We start from the raw sequence: 17,746 nt of genomic DNA, 5'->3' as shown, positions 1-17,746 counted from the left end.
GGCGAAAGACAGTATACTGCGCCCCCTTTTTGGGGCGAAAATCCATCAAAGTGTACCACGCCGGAGAATTCATGAGCCAACTTGAACTGAACGATCGCACACTGATCCTGCATCGTTTCCCGCAGATGCGTGACGAAAGTCCATTACAAGCCTGGGATGCGGCTGATGAATATCTGTTGCAGCAGACGCTGCCGGAAGGCCCGGTGCTGGTCTTCAACGACAGCTTTGGCGCGTTAACCTGCGCACTGAATCCGCGCACCGTCTGGCACGTCAGTGACTCCTGGCTGAGCCAGCAGGCGACGCGGCAGAACCTGGCGTTAAATGCGCTGGACGATGGCGAGGTCCATTTCCTCGATAGCCTGGCCGCGCTGCCAGCGGCTCCGGCCGCGGTGCTGATCAAGGTGCCGAAAACGCTGGCGCTGCTGGAGCATCAGCTGCGGGCTATTCGTCAGGTGGCGACGCCAGAGACGGTGATCCTGGCCGCAGCCCGCGCCAAAGAGATCCATAATTCAACGCTGCAGCTGTTTGAGCAAATCATCGGTGAAACCCGCACCTCGCTGGCGTGGAAAAAAGCGCGGCTGATTTACAGCCAGTTCACCCAGCCAGCGTTGCGTGAGGCCGAACCGACGCTGGTCTGGCCGCTGGATGGCACGCCTTATCAGATTCACAACTACGCCAACGTCTTTTCACGGTCGTCGCTGGATATTGGTGCGCGGCTGTTTGTGCAGCATCTGCCGGAAAATATCGAGGGTGAAATTGTCGATCTCGGTTGTGGTAACGGCGTGGTAGGGCTGGTGGCGCTGGAGCAGAACCCGCAGGCCGAGGTGCATTTCCTTGATGAATCTTATATGGCGGTCGCCTCCAGCCAGCGCAACGTGGAAGTGAACCGGCCTGAAGATCTGGCCCGCTGTCAGTTCCGCGTCAACAACGTGCTGAGCGGTTATCCGTCCGATCGTCTGCACGCGGTGCTGTGCAATCCGCCATTCCATCAGCAACATGCCGTAACCGATCACCTGGCGTGGCAGATGTTCCGCGATGCCAAACGCTGCCTTCAGTATGGCGGCGAGCTGCGCATTGTCGGCAACCGCCACCTCGATTATCACCACAAACTGAAAAAGCTGTTTGGCAACTGCACGCTGATCGCCTCGAACCAGAAGTTCGTGGTGCTGCGCGCGGTAAAAATGCGCTAATCAGATGCTGAGCGCCAGCTGCGTTGCCTGCGCGATGGCACGGCGCGCATCCAGTTCCTGCGCCACATCGGCACCGCCAATCAGTGTAACTTTCTGACCCCTTTCCCGTAGCGCGGCTTCCAGTTCGCGCTGCGGTTCCTGTCCGGCGCAGATAATAACGTTATCAACCGCTAACAGCAGAGTTTCACCCTCGCGTTTCAGATGCAGCCCGGCATCATCAATCGCCAGATACTCCACGCCGCCCCACATCTGCACGCCGCGCGCCTTCAGGCTGGTACGATGGATCCAGCCGGTGGTTTTCGCCAGCCCGGCACCGGGTTTACCAGCCCGGCGCTGCAACAGCCAGAGTTGCCGCGTGGCGGCAGGCGGCTGCGGCGTTATCAGGCCGCCACGCTGGCTCAGACTGCGATCGATGCCCCATTCGCGATAGAAGGCGGCCAGTTCATCCTGATGCGGCGGCTGCGACAGATATTCTGCGGTGTCAAAACCGATTCCGCCCGCGCCAATAATGGCGACCCGTTGCCCTACCGGGCGCTTATCGCGCAGCACTTCAAGGTAGCTGAGCACGCTGGGGTGATCGATGCCGGGAATATCGGGTGTGCGCGGCTGAATGCCGGTCGCCAGAATCACTTCATCGGCCTCGCTGAGCTGATCAGCCTCGACCCGATGGCCGGTGACGACCTGCACACCGGCCGCCGCCAGCTGATGACGAAAGTAGCGCAGCGTTTCGCTGAACTCCGCTTTACCGGGGATCTGCCTGGCAATATTGAACTGGCCGCCAATGTCGGGCGCGGCATCGTAAAGCGTCACCTGATGGCCGCGCTGCGCCGCCTGCAGGGCAAACGCCATCCCGGCCGGTCCGGCACCCACCACCGCCAGACGGCGCGGCGTGGTGGTGTCGATCACCGGCATCAGCGACTCATGGCAGGCGCGGGGATTGACCAGGCATGAGGTGACCTTGCCGGCAAAAACCTGGTCGAGACAGGCCTGATTACAGGCAATGCAGGTATTGATGCTGTTATCGTCGCCGCGCTGCGCTTTACTGACAAAGGCGGCATCGGCCAGAAACGGACGCGCCATCGACACCATATCGGCGCAGCCTGACTGCAACAGCTGCTCGGCGACGGCGGGGTGGTTAATGCGGTTGGTGGCGATCACCGGTACCTTCACCTGCTCGCGCAGGCGCTGCGTCACCCAGGCAAACGCCGCCCGCGGCACGCAGGTGGCGATGGTCGGGATGCGCGCTTCATGCCAGCCAATGCCGGTATTAAACAGCGACACGCCGCACTGCTCCAGCTCGCCCGCCAGCTGCAAGGTCTCGTCCAGCGTGCTGCCTTCTTTGATCAGGTCCAGCATCGACAGGCGGAAAATAATGATAAACGCCTCGCCGGTAGCGGCACGGACCGCGCGGGTGATCGCCAGCGCGAACTGCATACGCTGGCTGAAATCGCCGCCCCAGCGGTCGCTGCGCTGATTCGTCTGCTTCACCAGAAACTGATTAATCAGGTAGCCTTCCGAGCCCATGATCTCTACGCCATCGTAGCCTGCCTGCTGAGCCAGCCGGGCGCAGCGGGCAAAATCAGCAATGGTCTGTTCGATGTCGGCATCGCTCATCGCCTGCGGAGTAAAGGGATTAATCGGTGCCTGGCGGGCCGAAGGTGCCACCAGATCCGGCTGATAGCTGTAGCGGCCGGTGTGCAGGATCTGCAACGCGATTTTGCCCTGATGCTGATGCACCGCCTCCGTGATCTGCCGGTGCCAGTCACACTGTGTTTCGTCGGTGAGCATGGCGCCGTGTGCGGTGGTCACGCCTTGTGGATTCGGGGCGATGCCGCCGGTGACGATCAACGCCACGCCTTCACGCGCCCGCTCGCCATAAAACGCAGCCATCCGGGCAGCGCCATCCGGATGTTCCTCCAGTCCGGTGTGCATCGACCCCATCAGAAAGCGGTTTTTAAGCTGGGTAAAGCCAAGATCCAGTGGCGTAAACAGCGCGGGATAGTGTGGATTGAACTGGGTCATAATCACTCACGTCGAAGTGGTCGGATGAGTTGACTCTAGCTTCTTCTGTGTTAAAAAAAAGTGAAAGGATGTCAGGGTGTGAGTGAAATCAAAAATAACCGGCCTGGCGAAGCCGCGTTTCCAGGTCCGGTCAGGTTTAACGTGCTTAACGCCGACGAATCCACGAGTAGCGGGAGTGGTAACCGCGGGCAAAGTGGGTATTGTGACGATAGCTCGATCCGCTCTCCGCCATGCAATAGGTGCAGACGTTAACGTTCTCAATCTGCTGCTGCGGTACGCCAGCCTGTAACAGCATCTGTGTCGCCAGTGCGGGCAGGTCAAACCACACGCCCTGCTGCCGGGCTGTCGCCTGCGGACGTTGCGCCAGCGGGTTGACCGGCTGGTTGCGCTGCCAGCGTAGCCAGCCAGCAAGGGACGGGCGCCGCTGCATCTCTGCCAATTGCGGCTCGCCCAGCTCGTAACAGCAGGGACCCATCGCCGGACCGATCGCCACCCACAGGTTTTGCGGATCGCTGCCCTGTTGCTGCAGCGTTTCCACCGCGCGGGTCAGAACACCCGCCAGCGTGCCCTGCAAACCGGCATGGACCGCCGCTACCACTTTGCGCTGAGCGTCGGCGAACAAAACCGGCAAACAGTCAGCGGTGTAAACCGCCACCGGCCGGCTTCCCGTGCTGATAATGCCATCCGATTCACAGCTTTTAGGCGGCCTGTTTTCAACATCAGTGACCACAATAGCGCTGTGACGCTGATGACCATAGGCCGCATCAGCTGGCGGAGGATCGCCGGCGGCCTGAAAGGCGTAATCGAGCCACGCCAGCGAATCGAGCAAGGTTGAGCGCGGGGTCACGGCCATAAGAATCTCCTGTCATAACGGCGTGCGTTGAGCTCCCCACAGCTTACGTTAACTGCTACATTTTTGAAGCTTTCCCACTCAGACCTTTCTCACCTTAAGGATGACATGATGAAAACCTCAGCAACCTTCGCCGCTTCCGCACTGGTCGCGCTGCTGTTAACCGGCTGTGCGACCTCGTCGCAGCAATCGGCTCAGCAACAACTTGGCCAGCAATCGGTGCTGGCGGTGAACTGGTTTCAGCAGTCAGGCGAATATCAGGCCCTGACCTGGCAAGCCTTTAACAGCGCGCGCCTCGCCTTTGACCAGGCACCGTCACTGACCGGTAAACCCAAGGCGGTGATTGTCGATCTGGATGAAACCATGCTGGACAACAGCGCCTACAGCGCCTGGCAGGCGAAGAACGGGCAGCCGTTCAGCAGTAAAAGCTGGTCGGCCTGGACCCAGGCGCGTCAGGCTAAAGCGGTGCCGGGCGCGCTGGAGTTTGCGCGTTACGTGACTCAGCATGGCGGCACGCTGTTCTACGTCTCGAACCGCGATCAGCAGGACTACGCCGCCACGGTGGCCAACATGCAGCAACTGGGCTTCCCTAACGTCAGTGACAAAACGGTTCGTCTGAATACCGACAGCTCGAACAAGCAGGCGCGTTTCGATGCCATCAAAAATGAAGGCTATAACGTGGTGCTGTACGTCGGCGATAACCTTAACGACTTCGGCGGTGCCACCTGGCATCAGGGCAATCAGCAGCGTCGTGATTTTGTGAACCTGAACCATCAGCAGTTCGGCACACAGTTTATCGTGCTGCCTAATCCGTTGTATGGCGACTGGGAGAGTGGAATGGCGGAAAATTACAATAAACTGACGCCGCAACAGCAGCTGTCAGTGCGGGAATCGCGGCTGCAAAGCTGGAACGGTAAATAATTCGTCAAGAAAAAGAGCCTGACTTGTGCAGGCTCTGTTAACAAACGGCCCTGATTTACTTTCCTGCGTCACTATTTTGCTGCAAATCAAATAAATCATCTCTTGCTTCATTCTTATATTAATTAAAGCACGTTTCACTGCCTGTAACCGATTAAGGCGGTGAATTGTGCTAATGGTTAATTTTAGTAATTAAGAACAATCCTGGTATTTTGTCGGTTGGTTGGTATGGCAGCCGCCGGGGACATCAAAAATAATTGTATATATTTGTCAGCGTTATTTTTGGCTGAATATCCATTTATTCTTAATGTATTGATTAAATTGTTTTAATTTTGTATTTTTTTCGAGATCCCGAACCTGTCCTGCTTAATTAAATTTACATCTGGCTGACTTGAATTGACCTGTTATTGACATAACACCATGCACAACGGAGCCCGAAAATATTTATCGTGCATTGAAAATGATTAGCCCTTATAACCTTTTTTCGTGATTAGGTTCTTATTTCCCTATTGGTTCCCGCTTTATTTGTGAGCCGATACACCTTGTGGTTACCCAGGAACCGATATTCCCGGCAGTAGAGAGAAGATGATTGTGACGACACTTAAACCCTTATTAGCGAAAAATCGCAGTTGGGCATTACAGCGCCGCCAGCGTAATCCGGATTATTTTAAAAAATTTCTCCATCAGCAAAAGCCCCATTCGCTATGGATTGGCTGCTCGGACAGCCGCGTACCGGCAGAGGTATTAACCGGGTCCCATCCTGGCGAACTTTTTGTTCATCGCAATATTGCCAATATGGTGGTTGAGGACGACGACAATTTGCTGAGCGTGCTGCAGTACGCGCTCTTTTTTCTCAACGTGAAACGGATCGTATTAAGCGGACATTACGGCTGTGGTGGCGTGGAAGCGGCGCTCAATCTGCCCGGCAGCGTGCTGGAGCATCAGGACTCGGCGCTGGCGCGGCGCATCAGCGCGCTGCGTCACGATATTGACGCCGGTCTGGCTGAACAACCCGCAGCCGCAGAGGCGCAGAGCGAACTGCTCGACCGCCTGGTTGAGGCCAACGTGAAGGCACAATTCGCCAGACTGGTGCAGACCCAACCGGTACGGCAAATCTGGCAATCGGGCCAGGAACTGGAAGTGTTTGGTTGCGTTTATGACCTGCGCTCCGGCCATCTCAAAGAGTTGATCCAGCAATCTGCAGAGGAGCCTTCACCATGAATCTCGATACCCTTCGCCGCGATATCCCTGCGGGCCTGGTGGTTTTCCTGGTCGCGTTGCCGCTCTGTCTTGGCATTGCGCAAGCCAGCGGATTACCGCCGTTTGCCGGTCTGCTGACCGGTGTGATTGGTGGCCTGGTCGTCACCTCCCTGAGTCCGTCTCGCTTTGCCGTCAGCGGCCCGGCGGCCGGTCTGGTGACGATTGTGGTGGCCTCAATGGCCTCGCTCGGAAGCTTTTCCGCCTTTCTCACCGCGCTGATTCTCGCCGGTGCCTTGCAGTGCCTGTTTGGCCTGCTGCGCGCCGGGCGATTTATCTCGCTGGTGCCTGGCAGCGTCATTAAAGGCATGCTGGCGGCGATTGGCCTGCTGCTGATCATGCAGCAGATCCCGGTTGCACTGGGTGCAGCAGGGGATGCCGAACTGATTTCGCTGGTGACGGGCGAGATGACCTTCTCGCTGCCGGCGATGCTGGTGGCGGGCGTCGGGCTAGCCATCCTCTGCTTATGGACGACGGCACCCGTCAAACGCATCAAAGCTCTGGCCTGGATTCCGGGTCCGCTGATCGCCGTGCTGATTGGCTGTCTGGCCACGGTGGTAGGTGGACGCCTGTTCCCGGAGATGACGAGCGGCCTGGCGCGCATCTCACTGCCAGCGTTTGACAGCGTTTCTGCGCTGGTGGCGGAACTGGAAACGCCAGACTGGATGGCGTGGCAGAACCCACAGGTATGGGTCGTGGCGCTGACCTTAGCGCTGGTGGCTAGCCTGGAAACTCTGCTCAGCCAGGAGGCGCTGAAAAAGCTGCGTCCGCAGACGCCTGCGCCCTCGCCGAATAAAGAGATGTTTGCCCAGGGGATCGGTAACCTGGCCGCCGGCTTTCTGGGCGCCATGCCGATTACCGCAGTGATCGTCCGCAGCTCCGTCAACGTCAGCGCCGGTGCGCAAACCAAACTGTCAATTTTCATCCACGGTGTACTGCTGCTGATTTGCGGTATGTGGTTCAGCGAGATGCTGAATGCCATCCCACTGGCCAGTCTGGCGGCGGTGCTGCTCTATACCGGCTACAAACTGGCGACGCCGCGGCTGTTTGTGGAACAGTTCCGCATGGGCGCGCAGCAGTACGTGCCATTCCTCGCCACCATCGTCGGGATTATTACGCTGGGGATGCTGGTAGGGATTGGTATCGGTATCGCGACTCAGATCCTCTACAGCATCTATAAAAGTCATCGCAACGCGCTGCAGCTCACACGCTACGACGACCACTACGTGCTGCGCTTTCAGCAGAACCTGACCTTTATGCACAACCCTAAGCTGCAGGGGCTGCTGGACGAGATCCCGGAGAACAGCGTGGTGATTGTGGATAACGATAATGCTGAATATATCGATCCCGATGTTAAAGCAGTACTCAAGGATTTCGGCGATAATGCCGATAAACGGGGTATTCGCCTTAGTCAGTGGCCGGTTGCGGTAAAATAGCGCTAAGCGCAACGGTAAAATCGTCAGAACGGCAAAAATCGGATATCTCGGATATCCGGTTTTTTTATTTACGGGGCATAATTGGCCCCATTCCCGCTGCCGCCTGACGTGATTCACCTGTAAGGGGGCATTTTGCCTCAGTTTTCAAAGTTAGCCCATGAAGAGTGGTTTTATCGCAGGATGACTTTGGTGGCGCCCAGGATTAAATCATTCTGACGCCACGCCCGTTTCAGGCTGGCGTGGACAGCCCGTCTCTCTGCGACAAGGTCCGGATGTATGCGCGTTAAGCTGTTTGAAGAGCACAACGTTAAAAAAAATGCACTCTCGCTATTTTTAATCACCCTGTTGTTTAGCTTTATCGGCGGACACCTGCGCATTCCGCAGGAGCTGTCGCTGTTCTGGCCGGTCAATGCGATCGTCGCGGGAGTGATTGTCCGGAATCCCTTTCTGCATCAGGCTCGCTATTACCTCACCTGCTTCACGGCGATGGCGTTCAACGATATGGTCTTTTCCGGCTGGACGCTGGCGGCCCTGACGCTCAATGTGGCTAACCTGCTGTTTATCCTGGTCGCGGTCTCGCTGCTGGTGAAACATCTGCAGCATGATTCAGGCAGTGAACGCATCACCAGCGTATTACGCATTTTTCCGGCCTGCCTGCTGGCGGCGCTGGTGTGTGCTGCCTGGGGCGCGCTGGCGCAGCAGGCCAGGTTTGATGCCGCGCTGGCGACGGCCTGGGGCGACTGGTTCAGTGAGCAATTCTCTACCGGGCTGATGCTGTTACCCTTTCTGCTGACCCGCGACTGGCGAAACCTGTCGCTGCGGCAGTTACTGCACATGCGCAAACTTTCACCGGTGATCGCGGTGGTCTTGTCGCTGGTAGTCGGGGCGATGATGGGCGGCGCGGGCAGCCTGACATTCCCGGTGCCGGCGCTGGTCTGGTGCGCTATCGTCCTGCCGATGACGCTCACCAGCCTGGTGATTTTACTGACCGGCATTACCGAAATCATTCTGGTGTCGCACGGCGTGATGAACATTCAGGGCAATGATAATCTGCTGCCGATCAGCCATCTGACGTCAGCGCGGCTGGGCGTGGCGACGATTGCCATCAGTCCACTGATTGTGGCTGCCAGCATGGATGCCATTCGTCAGCTTAATCAGCGTCTGGCGCTGCGGGCTAATTATGATTTCCTGACCCAGCTGCTGTCGCGGTCTGGCCTGTATGAGAGCCTGCGTACTGAGCCCTTTAGTTCGTCGCGTAAAGCCGGTGTGATCCTGCTGGATGTCGACTATTTCAAAACCATAAATGACAACTTCGGCCATGATGCCGGTGACAGCGTGCTTGAAGAGATTGCCCGGCGTATGCAGCGGGTAGTGGGTAAAAAAGGGCGTATCTGCCGTTTTGGCGGAGAAGAGTTTGTGGTGGTGTTGTTCGATCAGGACCCGGAAGCGCTCTATTTTCTCGCCGAGTCGATACGTCAGACCATGGCGAAAGAGAAATTCTGGCTGCAGGGCAGTACGGTTACGGTGACGGTCAGCTTGGGTCTGGCACACGGCAGCGCCGGTAACGCGGGCGACTGGCCGCGGGTGATTAACCGGTTAATTTCAGCGGCCGACAAGAACCTTTACCTGTCGAAACGCAATGGCCGTAATCAGACCTCACCGGTAAACCATCGCGCCATTACCAGCGACGTGGCCTGAACCACGTCGCTGAGAGCGATTAGCTGACGCTGCTTTTCAGGCTGCTGGCCTGCTGGTGGCGTTCCATTGCCAGCTCAATCAGACGGGTGATCAGATCCTGATAACTGAGCCCGGCGGCCTGCCACAGTTTGGGATACATGCTGATGTTGGTGAAGCCCGGCAGCGTGTTGACTTCATTAACGATGATCTCACCCTCATCGGTCAAAAACACATCGACCCGCGCCATACCGAAACACTCCAGCGCCGTAAACGCCTTAATGGCAACTTCCCGGATCGCCTCGCTGGCCGCAGCGGAAATCGCCGCGGGCACCACCGTCTGTGCGCCGCTTTCAGAGATATATTTGGTGTCATACGAGTAGAACGCGTCATGCACCACGATCTCGCCGCAAGGGCTGGCCTCCGGAGCATCATTTCCCAGTACCGCACACTCAATTTCGCGGCCTTTAATGCCTGTTTCAATCAGGACTTTACGGTCAAAGGTAAAGGCCAGATCCAGCGCCGCCTCAAAGGCGTCCGCGCTGTCGACTTTGCTGACGCCAACGGATGATCCCTGATTAGCCGGTTTGATAAACAGCGGCAGGCCAAGGCGATCAATCACCGCATCCGCATCCAGCGTGGCGCGCTGAGACTGGGTGACGCTCAGCCACGGCGCGACGTTCAGACCGGCATCGCGTAACAGGCGCTTGGTAAAGTCTTTATCCATACTGACCGCTGAACCCAGCACGTCAGAACCGACAAACGGCAGCGAAGCCATGCGCAGTAAACCCTGCAGTGAACCATCTTCTCCCAGCGTGCCGTGTACGATGGGGAAAATCACATCGATCTGCGACAGCGGATGCGCATCATGACGGGTAATCAGCGGTTGCTGTTGGTTGCCAGGTACCAGTGCGACATCTTCAGCCGCGCGATTCAGGGCAATCAGAGCCGGATTTTCAGCGTTAAGTAAGAAGTTGGAGGCATCGTTCAGACGCCAGTGTCCCTGCTTATCAATCCCCAGCAACACCACCTCAAACCTGGTTTTGTCGATCGCATCAAGAATATTTTTGGCTGACTGCAACGACACTTCATGCTCAGCCGATTTACCGCCAAACACGATCCCTACCCGCAACTTTGTCATCAATTTCTGCCTGCTGAAAAATCAAAACAACAAGATAACATGCAGCTCTCAAATGAAAACAGGGTGGGGTAGCAGAATGTTGCGGGAGCGACTGGCCAGCCGCTGCAGGGCGCCGCGCGGCAGGAGGCGCCACCCAGACCAGGATCGCAGCCTGATTTTGCGGAGATGACCGCGCGAGCGGGCGATGTATCACCTGACCGGCGAAATGCGAAATGCAGCTTTGCAGTTTGATGGTTTTATCGCGACGGCTGTAATTACTGAAATGCCGCAGCCAGCCACCGGGAATAAAAGCGTAGCCGCCTGGCTGAGATAATGGGAGCCGAAACACTCAGCCCTGGCCGCAGGATTCGCTGCTGAAGAAAATGTTAAAAATCACGCTTTAATGACTCAATTTCTTCATTATTATTCTCTTATTGTCCTATTTAAGATGATTATTGAGATTCCCCCTGGCATAGCCGATCAGACAGTCAACTTTATTATTCAATATCCGCCGACATGCGCTGCTGTTGCAATTTTCAACAGTGTGAGCACGGTCAAACCCATTCAGCAGAGATTTGAATATACTAGAATGGTAGGTCAGGTTTGACGCGCTGTTGAAAGCATGAACTGGCTCTTTAAAGCAGCCAGATAAACAGTTTATCAGCGATTGATGGAAGGAAATGACTTTCATTTCATTCGGTTAAATAACCATTTACCGAACCCGCTGTTTATACGGTTAATACCGAAGGCGGTAGGGTGTTGTCATTCCAGTGATGCGTTTTATCGCGTTATTGTTCCGGTCATTGATTATTCCGACCGGGAAGAAGTAAAAAAATATAACAGGGGTTGCCAGAAAGGTAACAGAAGAGTGGCCGTAATTTCCAGGGATGTTTCAGCTCAAAATTTAGTTTTTAAATCACTATAACCTATCGCTATTTTGAGGCTATGTATGCTACCTTTTTTATCGCTTTTTTGGGTGCTGGCGGGGATCGTTATCCTGGTTGTACTTAATCTGAAGTATAAATTCCATAACATTTTCTCGTTGCTGATTGCCGGCATATTTGTAGCCATTATGGTCGGCATTCCATTAGGGAAAATCGTAACGGTTATTCAGCAGGGCATTGGCAGTATTATGGGGCACCTCGCGCTGATTATTATATTTGGCGCGATTATTGGCAAATTCATGACCGAATCCGGGGCCAGTCAGCAAATTGCTGATACGGTGATACGCCATTGTGGTACCCGCTATCTTTCTATTGGTTTGATGTTTATTGGGGTGATATTTGGTATCGCGATGTTTTATGAGGTTGCGTTTCTGATTGCCATGCCATTGGTGATGAACATCGCGGTGAAAGCCAACATTCCCTACATGAAACTGGTGATCCCGACGGTGGTGGGCGCGACGATGGGACACAGCCTGTTCCCGCCTCAGCCTGGCCCGGTAGCGTTAATCAGCGCGTTCAATGCCGATATCGTCCAGGTCTACCTTTATGGCGTGTTGGTGATTTTGCCAGCCTTATATTGTGCGGGTATCTTATTACCCAGGTTTCTGCCAGGCATTAACCGTATTCCGCTTAACTCAATTATCAAACCGATCGAAGAAATCGATCCCCAGCGACTTCCCTCTTTTAAAATCAGTATCCTGATTCCGTTGATTCCGGCTATCCTGATGATTCTCGCTTCCGTAGTGAGACCGCTGGCGGGTGAAGGTTCGATGCTGACTCAGGTGTGCAAGTTGACAGGCAGCGCCGAAATCAGCATGTTACTGGCGACCTTCACGGCGATCTGGTTTTTGGGCGTTAAGCGCGGCATGACGGCTGATGGCATTACGCAGCATGTCTCAAAATCGATTTCTCAGATTGCCAACGTGCTTTTTGTCATCAGTGCCGGTGGTATACTGAAGCAGGTCATTATCGATTCTGATGTCGGTGACAGCATCGTTCAGCTGATGAGCCATGTTCCCTTCTCGCCCTTTATTATCGCCTGGTTAATCACTGCCGTTATCCGCATTCTTACCGGACAGGGCGCGGTTGCCGCCATCACCTCCGCCGGCATTGTCGCACCGATGATTGGCGCCTTCGATCTCAATCCCGCCTTAATGGTGCTTGCCGTCGCCTGTGGCAGTAACACCATTACCCTGATGTACGACGGTGGCTTTTTATTGTTTAAAGAGACGTTTGGTATCTCAATGAAGGACACCTTTAAAACCTGGGGATTGCTGGAGTTAATTAATTCAGTGGTGGGGTTGGGAATGGTGATGCTGATTAGTCAGTTTTTAGGGTAAGTGTCGGCCCGCTTAGCTGGACTTTATGGTTTAAGCGGGCAGGTCATCTGCTTTTTTATCCCAGACGGGCGATACGCGAGCTGGCCTCGTCAAGATGATGGCGTAATGCCTCAAGGCATGGGGCGAAACTGGCGGAGAAACGCCCGCAACGGCTCGCTATAACAAAGAAGTTCTCTGCCAGGCCCAGCGCTTCCTGCCAGATATCCCGGCTGATTACTTCCGGTAGTGATGCTGGTCGAAGCGCGTTCACAATTGCGCCACCCGTGCTGGGCGCGAATCCCATCGGCAGAATATCGTAGGCCGGGGCAAGCTGATACGGGCGACCGTGACTGCTAATGAACGACAGGTTTCCGTGGTGCATGTCGGTATTGCCAATTAGCATCCCAAATGCCCAGAGCCGGGCAGTACCCGCTGCGGCATCAGGATGGACATGTCCTTCCTTAACAAGGCGGTTAACCAGAACAGGCCAGGAGGCGCTGGCATTGCCAACAAATTCTGCCTCAAGTGCCCGCAGTGAGAAGATGCCAATACGTCCCAGTTTGCCAACGCGGTCGAATCGGGGGATCTCCAGGAATCGCTGACCACCAAAATCATATACCTCAGTCTCCACACCGAGCACCCTCAATGCCAGGTGCTCGGCTAGCAGGAGGTCGCGCCAACGTTCGCTAATCGGATTATCGTCCGGAGCTGAGAATTTCACTAAGACGTGACCGCGTTCTGTATAAGTGCAAAATTTCGGCTGTTCCCCGCCTGCAGATGATCCCGGTGCTTCACCGGCTCCAGCCGCTATTGCCAAAGCGGGGTAGGCTGTGGCGCGCTCAACGGGGATGGGTTCCGGCATTTCAAGGAAACGTTCCCGAGCCTGCTCTCCTATCAGCAGGTTGCCGATAGCATCATGGCCCTGTGCAAGCAATGCCCTGACGACATCCTGGTCTGCCCATTGTTCTGGATTCGCTGGCAGACCGAGAGCGGTCGCATAGGCTGATGCGTAGGCTCGCCCGAGATACCCTTGTGGACGCATATCAAACAGCCACCACGGCAGCCCGTCACTATGAAGACTTATTTTGTCGGTCTGTACCATGACAAATCCCTCAGGATGAACCGGAATCAGCTCGCCAAGGGGTCTGATGCGTCCTTCATCAGTGATGCGGTAAATGGGGGCAGATCGAAATCCGCGATAAACATCGCGCAGAACGTACTGAATAGATGGACCCGCTCCAATCCGAACAATGTCATCGCCCATATCTCTTATTGCGCGGGAGAGTGTTGGCTGGCTAATGCCCATTATTTCAATCAGTTGCCGAGCTTGCGTTGGCCCCTGGCTGAGTAATCGGCGTATCGTTTCAGAGCGAGTGGGCATAAAGGTGAATCGCTTTTTGAATAGATAAGTGAATAGATAGATGAATGTATACCCTATCACTTCTTCTACAATCCGTCACTCCAGAAGGGCATAGTCCCACGTCCTGATCGGGGACTCATTAGTGCAATCCGGATAATTAAATTCAACCCTATCCATGGCAGGGCGGTCCTGTCTGTCGGGCCAGGGGATTAATACAGGCGGGTAGGTTAGCGGTTGAGGTAAATGAAATGGATGCGCTGGAATTGGGCTTGTTGCTAACGCTGTATGAAAAGTTTTTTATCGAAGTCTAGCTGCGCCAGAGCATTGCCGGAACGCGTCAGGAAATTATCGCGCCGGTTGTATGGATTGGTTCAGAGAAGATTAACGTGGCCCAGCTGATGCTCGATACCGTGGCGCTAGTGCAGCAGCTGGCTGACCAGCTGGCCAGCCATACGCACCCGTCAACCGGCCAGCCCACGAACAGCAGCGATATCGCAAAGAGCAGCCAGCAGGCCGCCGCTCTCAGTAAGAAATATTCACCCGTCATCGGCAAGTAAGCCAGTACACCAACCCGCTATCGCAGCGGGTTTTTTATTGCCCGTCACCAGAACGCATCAGACGCACGCTGCGCCACGCAAAGGCGCGCCCATCACACACAACAACCATAAACAGATCATCCGCATAGCACGGCACTGGCTGCGCGTCAGCACCGGCAAAATAATCGTCCCGCAGACAAAATCGGCGCTACACCGCACCCGCCTGCGGGTTTTGCATCATAAAAATTTTTCAGTTTGATTTTTTTACAAACGGTATGGCCAGCCCGCACGGCTGCTGGCTTTCTGCCGGAGTTCGCCAACTGAAAAGAGTGAAAAGAATTTCAGTGATTTTCAGTTTTAAGGATCTGGAATGGATCTCTCTCTGTCATCATGTGATTGAAATTAAAAGGTATTATATTTTTTGGTCGCCTGCTGGATCTCAAGCGGATCTCTATGAGGTGTTAGCGACTAATCAACAACCTCAGACAGGACAAGGGTTGAGGAGGTTTCAGGATTTTATGCAAAACTGAAATTTATGTAATTTGCAGTTGGCACGGTTATAGATAAGATATGGAGTAAGGTTAATTTTCAAAAGGAATAATGAAATGGCGAAAAAGATTATTCAAGGAACGACTGTAATAAACAGTTCTGGTATAAAAAATCACTTCAATAACGTTGAGCCAGTACAATCTATTATTGAATTGATATGGAACGGTTTCGATGCCAATGCTAAAACCGTAAATGTCGTAATAACTTACGATGATTTTGAAACGGCCAAAGTCATTACAGTAACTGATGACGGGGACGGTATAAACTTTCTCGATTTAGAAAGCAATTTCAATCGATTCAATGACTCCCTTAAGAAAACCAGCGTTGATCAGCATGGTTCAAAAGGAAGAGGACGACTGTCTTTCCATCGACTCTGTCATCAAGCTATATGGTTTACAAAGTTTAATGCAATAAATGCATACATTAAAATTAACGATGATGACATTAAACTTTATGAGGCTCAGGTTGACATTCCCTCTTCTGAGCAACATGTTCTATTAAATAATTATAAAAGCGGAACTTGTGTTGAATTGACTCAATTACACTCAAACTTGCCCGATCTTATTGAGTTGAGAAAGATTATTTCAAATGAGTTTTGTCATAAGTTGGCACTAGACGCTGATAAAAGGATTCTAATAAATTCATTAGAAATAGAAATTCCAGAAAATGAAATTAAAGAAACGAGTTTTGAAATTGATTCAAATAAATTCTTAATCAAAGCAATTCGATGGGAGAAAAGCCCATCTACAGAAAAATCATTTGTATACCTAACTGGTACTGATGGTAAAATTGTCCACAAAGAAACGAGTAGGTTTAATAAGAAGAGAGGGTTCTATTTAAGTGTATTTGTAGCCTCAAGTTGGGCAGATAGTTTTAGTTTAAATGGGGATGACATTTTTGCAAATGCCAAAAGTAATGTTGATTCCCACGCATGGAAACAGTTGCTGAGATTTATTGTAGATTTTTCAAGGGAAATCTATGAAGATTTTTTGAGGGTTCAGGTCGAAAAAGCACTACTTCAACTAGAAGTTGATGGTGTATTTCCTCAATATAATGAGGAGGATAGAGAGTATGCAGATTGGAAACACCAAAATATTAAGAGCGTTGTTCGAGATATTTATATTGCCGATCCTCAATTGCTTACAACTCTAAATATTAAACAAAAGAAAGTCTTCGTAAGGCTTCTTGATAAGATGTTAGTGTCTAATAAAAATGAGGATCTTTTCGATGTACTGGAAAGCATACTTGATTTAAGTGGTACAGACTTGTCAAGATTTTCTCAACAACTAAAGAAGACAAAGCTCGAAAACATAATAAGTTCGATCGAAGAATTGCAAAAAAGAAGGTTGGCGGTCGAAAAGTTAAAATTAATAATGAATGAGCATTACAAAAAGGTATTGGAAACGCCGGACTTACAGCTAATTATAGAGAATAATACATGGTTGTTTGGCGAAAGATATGAAACTATTGGCGCTGAAGAAGATACATTCACCAAAATAGCTAAAACACTTAGAGATAAAATTAGTAACATTGATTATATGGATGAAGGTGACGTAGAGGATAAAGAAGAAATTCCAGGCGCTAAGCGACAAACTGACCTTTTTTTGGCCCGGCGCATTCCTTCACTCGATGCGATGGGCAATAAGATTTTCAGGTGTATAATTATCGAAATAAAGAGACCTAGCGTTTCTTTAGGAGTTAAGCATTTACGGCAACTGGAAGATTACGCCGCAATTATTAAGCGCCATCCTGAATTTGCGAGTCAAAAACTACATTTTGAGTTGGTTCTGATTGGACGGAAAATTTCGAGTAATGACTTTGAAATTCCAAGTCGTTTGTCTATCTATGCTGGAAATGGCGATGTAGGTTTGGTGTCTGATGAACCTAACATGAAGAGGTATGTTAAGAACTGGTACACCATATTTGATACTTTCGAGTTGTCTAACAGTTTCATGCTCGAAAAACTTAAGATGGAACGGGATGTTATTGAGCGCACCTCAAGACAGGAGTTAGTTAACGAACTTCAAAGTGAAAAAGTGACCGGTTAATTAGGGAACGGTCACTCTAGCAAAACTTCTGTCGCCATTTTGCCGCCAAAATTAATCAACTGCGCTTTATGTTGCTGATTTGAATATATATTTTTCATTGGTTATGTGCTTTTGCAATACATCTCAAAAAGGATAGCGGCCAGGCTCCGGGCCTAATTTGCCCGCTATCCTCTTATCAGAACCAGACGCTGATCCGGATGCTATCAGCGCCAGCCTGTTTTCTCATGCGACACTTTTGCGACACTCAAAATTAGGACAACAAAAAAGCCACTCAGTAGAGTGGCTTAATTATATGCTTTTAAAGCTAAAATTTGGTGGCCCCTGCTGGGTTTGAACCAGCGACCAAGCGATTATGAGTCGCCTGCTCTAACCACTGAGCTAAGGGGCCAGCGGAGCGGGGATTATAAAGTATCTCTTCTGAGCGATCCAGCACTCAGCCACCGGTTGCTGAAATAATCAGCAGGCAATTAGCTGCTGATTTTTATAACAAATATCCTGTCGGGCGGTAACAAGGTCTCAAAGT

Annotated in this window: 12 protein-coding genes and 1 tRNA gene; 8 read left to right on the top strand and 5 right to left on the bottom strand. The window is 52.6% G+C overall.

Translation table 11 applies throughout. The features are described from left to right. Nucleotides 1–71 precede the first annotated feature (71 nt). The gene (rlmG, locus tag ACX3P5_RS15900; RefSeq protein WP_336756603.1) at nucleotides 72–1,190 is read left to right on the top strand and encodes a 23S rRNA (guanine(1835)-N(2))-methyltransferase RlmG; all 1,119 of its coding nucleotides are present in this window, start codon (nucleotides 72–74) and stop codon (nucleotides 1,188–1,190) included. On the opposite strand, the gene ACX3P5_RS15895 is transcribed toward rlmG, so the two are convergent. Then, on the bottom strand, nucleotides 1,191–3,212 hold the full coding sequence (locus ACX3P5_RS15895; protein WP_458968981.1) for an oxidoreductase: 2,022 nt from the start codon (nucleotides 3,210–3,212) through the stop codon (nucleotides 1,191–1,193). It lies immediately after the preceding gene. A gap of 145 nt (nucleotides 3,213–3,357) precedes the next feature. Further along, nucleotides 3,358–4,065, bottom strand: coding sequence for a polyphenol oxidase family protein (locus tag ACX3P5_RS15890; protein ID WP_233987062.1), 708 nt, complete (start codon nucleotides 4,063–4,065; stop codon nucleotides 3,358–3,360). Nucleotides 4,066–4,173: 108 nt separating this feature from the next. Here ACX3P5_RS15890 and ACX3P5_RS15885 point away from each other — a divergent pair, with 108 nt between their 5' ends. The 4 genes from ACX3P5_RS15885 (at nucleotide 4,174) to ACX3P5_RS15870 (ending at nucleotide 9,371) form a co-directional block, all read left to right on the top strand. After that, complete coding sequence (locus ACX3P5_RS15885) at nucleotides 4,174–4,983, top strand: 5'-nucleotidase, lipoprotein e(P4) family (protein WP_233988121.1); 810 nt, start codon at nucleotides 4,174–4,176, stop codon at nucleotides 4,981–4,983. Between the two features lie 582 nt (nucleotides 4,984–5,565). Further along, on the top strand, nucleotides 5,566–6,201 hold the full coding sequence (locus tag ACX3P5_RS15880) for a carbonic anhydrase (protein WP_233987063.1): 636 nt from the start codon (nucleotides 5,566–5,568) through the stop codon (nucleotides 6,199–6,201). Continuing rightward, complete coding sequence (locus ACX3P5_RS15875; protein ID WP_233987064.1) at nucleotides 6,198–7,673, top strand: SulP family inorganic anion transporter; 1,476 nt, start codon at nucleotides 6,198–6,200, stop codon at nucleotides 7,671–7,673. The genes ACX3P5_RS15880 and ACX3P5_RS15875 overlap by 4 nt, the downstream gene beginning before the upstream one ends. A gap of 276 nt (nucleotides 7,674–7,949) precedes the next feature. Further along, nucleotides 7,950–9,371, top strand: a complete 1,422-nt coding sequence (locus ACX3P5_RS15870; protein ID WP_336756596.1) for a GGDEF domain-containing protein — start codon at nucleotides 7,950–7,952, stop codon at nucleotides 9,369–9,371. A 19-nt stretch (nucleotides 9,372–9,390) separates the two neighbouring features. On the opposite strand, the gene ddlA is transcribed toward ACX3P5_RS15870, so the two are convergent. Further along, nucleotides 9,391–10,488, bottom strand: a complete 1,098-nt coding sequence (gene ddlA / locus ACX3P5_RS15865; RefSeq protein WP_458968980.1) for a D-alanine--D-alanine ligase — start codon at nucleotides 10,486–10,488, stop codon at nucleotides 9,391–9,393. Nucleotides 10,489–11,416: 928 nt separating this feature from the next. Between ddlA and ACX3P5_RS15860 the strand changes: the two genes are divergently transcribed. Next, the gene (locus ACX3P5_RS15860) at nucleotides 11,417–12,751 is read left to right on the top strand and encodes a gluconate:H+ symporter (protein ID WP_336756588.1); all 1,335 of its coding nucleotides are present in this window, start codon (nucleotides 11,417–11,419) and stop codon (nucleotides 12,749–12,751) included. 55 nt (nucleotides 12,752–12,806) lie between these two features. On the opposite strand, the gene yjjJ is transcribed toward ACX3P5_RS15860, so the two are convergent. Continuing rightward, nucleotides 12,807–14,111, bottom strand: a complete 1,305-nt coding sequence (gene yjjJ, locus ACX3P5_RS15855) for a type II toxin-antitoxin system HipA family toxin YjjJ (RefSeq protein WP_458969192.1) — start codon at nucleotides 14,109–14,111, stop codon at nucleotides 12,807–12,809. A 365-nt stretch (nucleotides 14,112–14,476) separates the two neighbouring features. On the opposite strand from yjjJ, the gene ACX3P5_RS15850 reads away from it, so the two are divergent. Continuing rightward, a complete protein-coding gene (locus ACX3P5_RS15850; protein ID WP_458968979.1) occupies nucleotides 14,477–14,647 on the top strand; it encodes a hypothetical protein in 171 nt (56 codons plus the stop codon). Between the two features lie 584 nt (nucleotides 14,648–15,231). Continuing rightward, nucleotides 15,232–17,223: an ATP-binding protein gene (locus ACX3P5_RS15845; RefSeq protein ID WP_458968978.1), complete on the top strand. Its 1,992-nt coding sequence runs from the start codon at nucleotides 15,232–15,234 to the stop codon at nucleotides 17,221–17,223. A 312-nt stretch (nucleotides 17,224–17,535) separates the two neighbouring features. Here the strand turns inward: ACX3P5_RS15845 and ACX3P5_RS15840 are convergent. Then, nucleotides 17,536–17,611 (bottom strand) — tRNA-Ile (locus ACX3P5_RS15840). Nucleotides 17,612–17,746: the final 135 nt, after the last annotated feature.

This window comes from Pantoea sp. S-LA4, assembly GCF_054482835.1.
This window is presented reverse-complemented; position numbering and strand designations above follow the sequence as displayed.

Bases quoted from the DNA above. Each gene is read 5' to 3' on its own strand.
- rlmG (WP_336756603.1), top strand. From the start codon at position 72: ATGAGCCAACTTGAACTGAACGATCGCACACTGATCCTGCATCGTTTC.
- ACX3P5_RS15895 (WP_458968981.1), bottom strand. From the start codon at position 3,212: ATGACCCAGTTCAATCCACACTATCCCGCGCTGTTTACGCCACTGGAT.
- ACX3P5_RS15890 (WP_233987062.1), bottom strand. From the start codon at position 4,065: ATGGCCGTGACCCCGCGCTCAACCTTGCTCGATTCGCTGGCGTGGCTC.
- ACX3P5_RS15885 (WP_233988121.1), top strand. From the start codon at position 4,174: ATGAAAACCTCAGCAACCTTCGCCGCTTCCGCACTGGTCGCGCTGCTG.
- ACX3P5_RS15880 (WP_233987063.1), top strand. From the start codon at position 5,566: ATGATTGTGACGACACTTAAACCCTTATTAGCGAAAAATCGCAGTTGG.
- ACX3P5_RS15875 (WP_233987064.1), top strand. From the start codon at position 6,198: ATGAATCTCGATACCCTTCGCCGCGATATCCCTGCGGGCCTGGTGGTT.
- ACX3P5_RS15870 (WP_336756596.1), top strand. From the start codon at position 7,950: ATGCGCGTTAAGCTGTTTGAAGAGCACAACGTTAAAAAAAATGCACTC.
- ddlA (WP_458968980.1), bottom strand. From the start codon at position 10,488: ATGACAAAGTTGCGGGTAGGGATCGTGTTTGGCGGTAAATCGGCTGAG.
- ACX3P5_RS15860 (WP_336756588.1), top strand. From the start codon at position 11,417: ATGCTACCTTTTTTATCGCTTTTTTGGGTGCTGGCGGGGATCGTTATC.
- yjjJ (WP_458969192.1), bottom strand. From the start codon at position 14,111: ATGCCCACTCGCTCTGAAACGATACGCCGATTACTCAGCCAGGGGCCA.
- ACX3P5_RS15845 (WP_458968978.1), top strand. From the start codon at position 15,232: ATGGCGAAAAAGATTATTCAAGGAACGACTGTAATAAACAGTTCTGGT.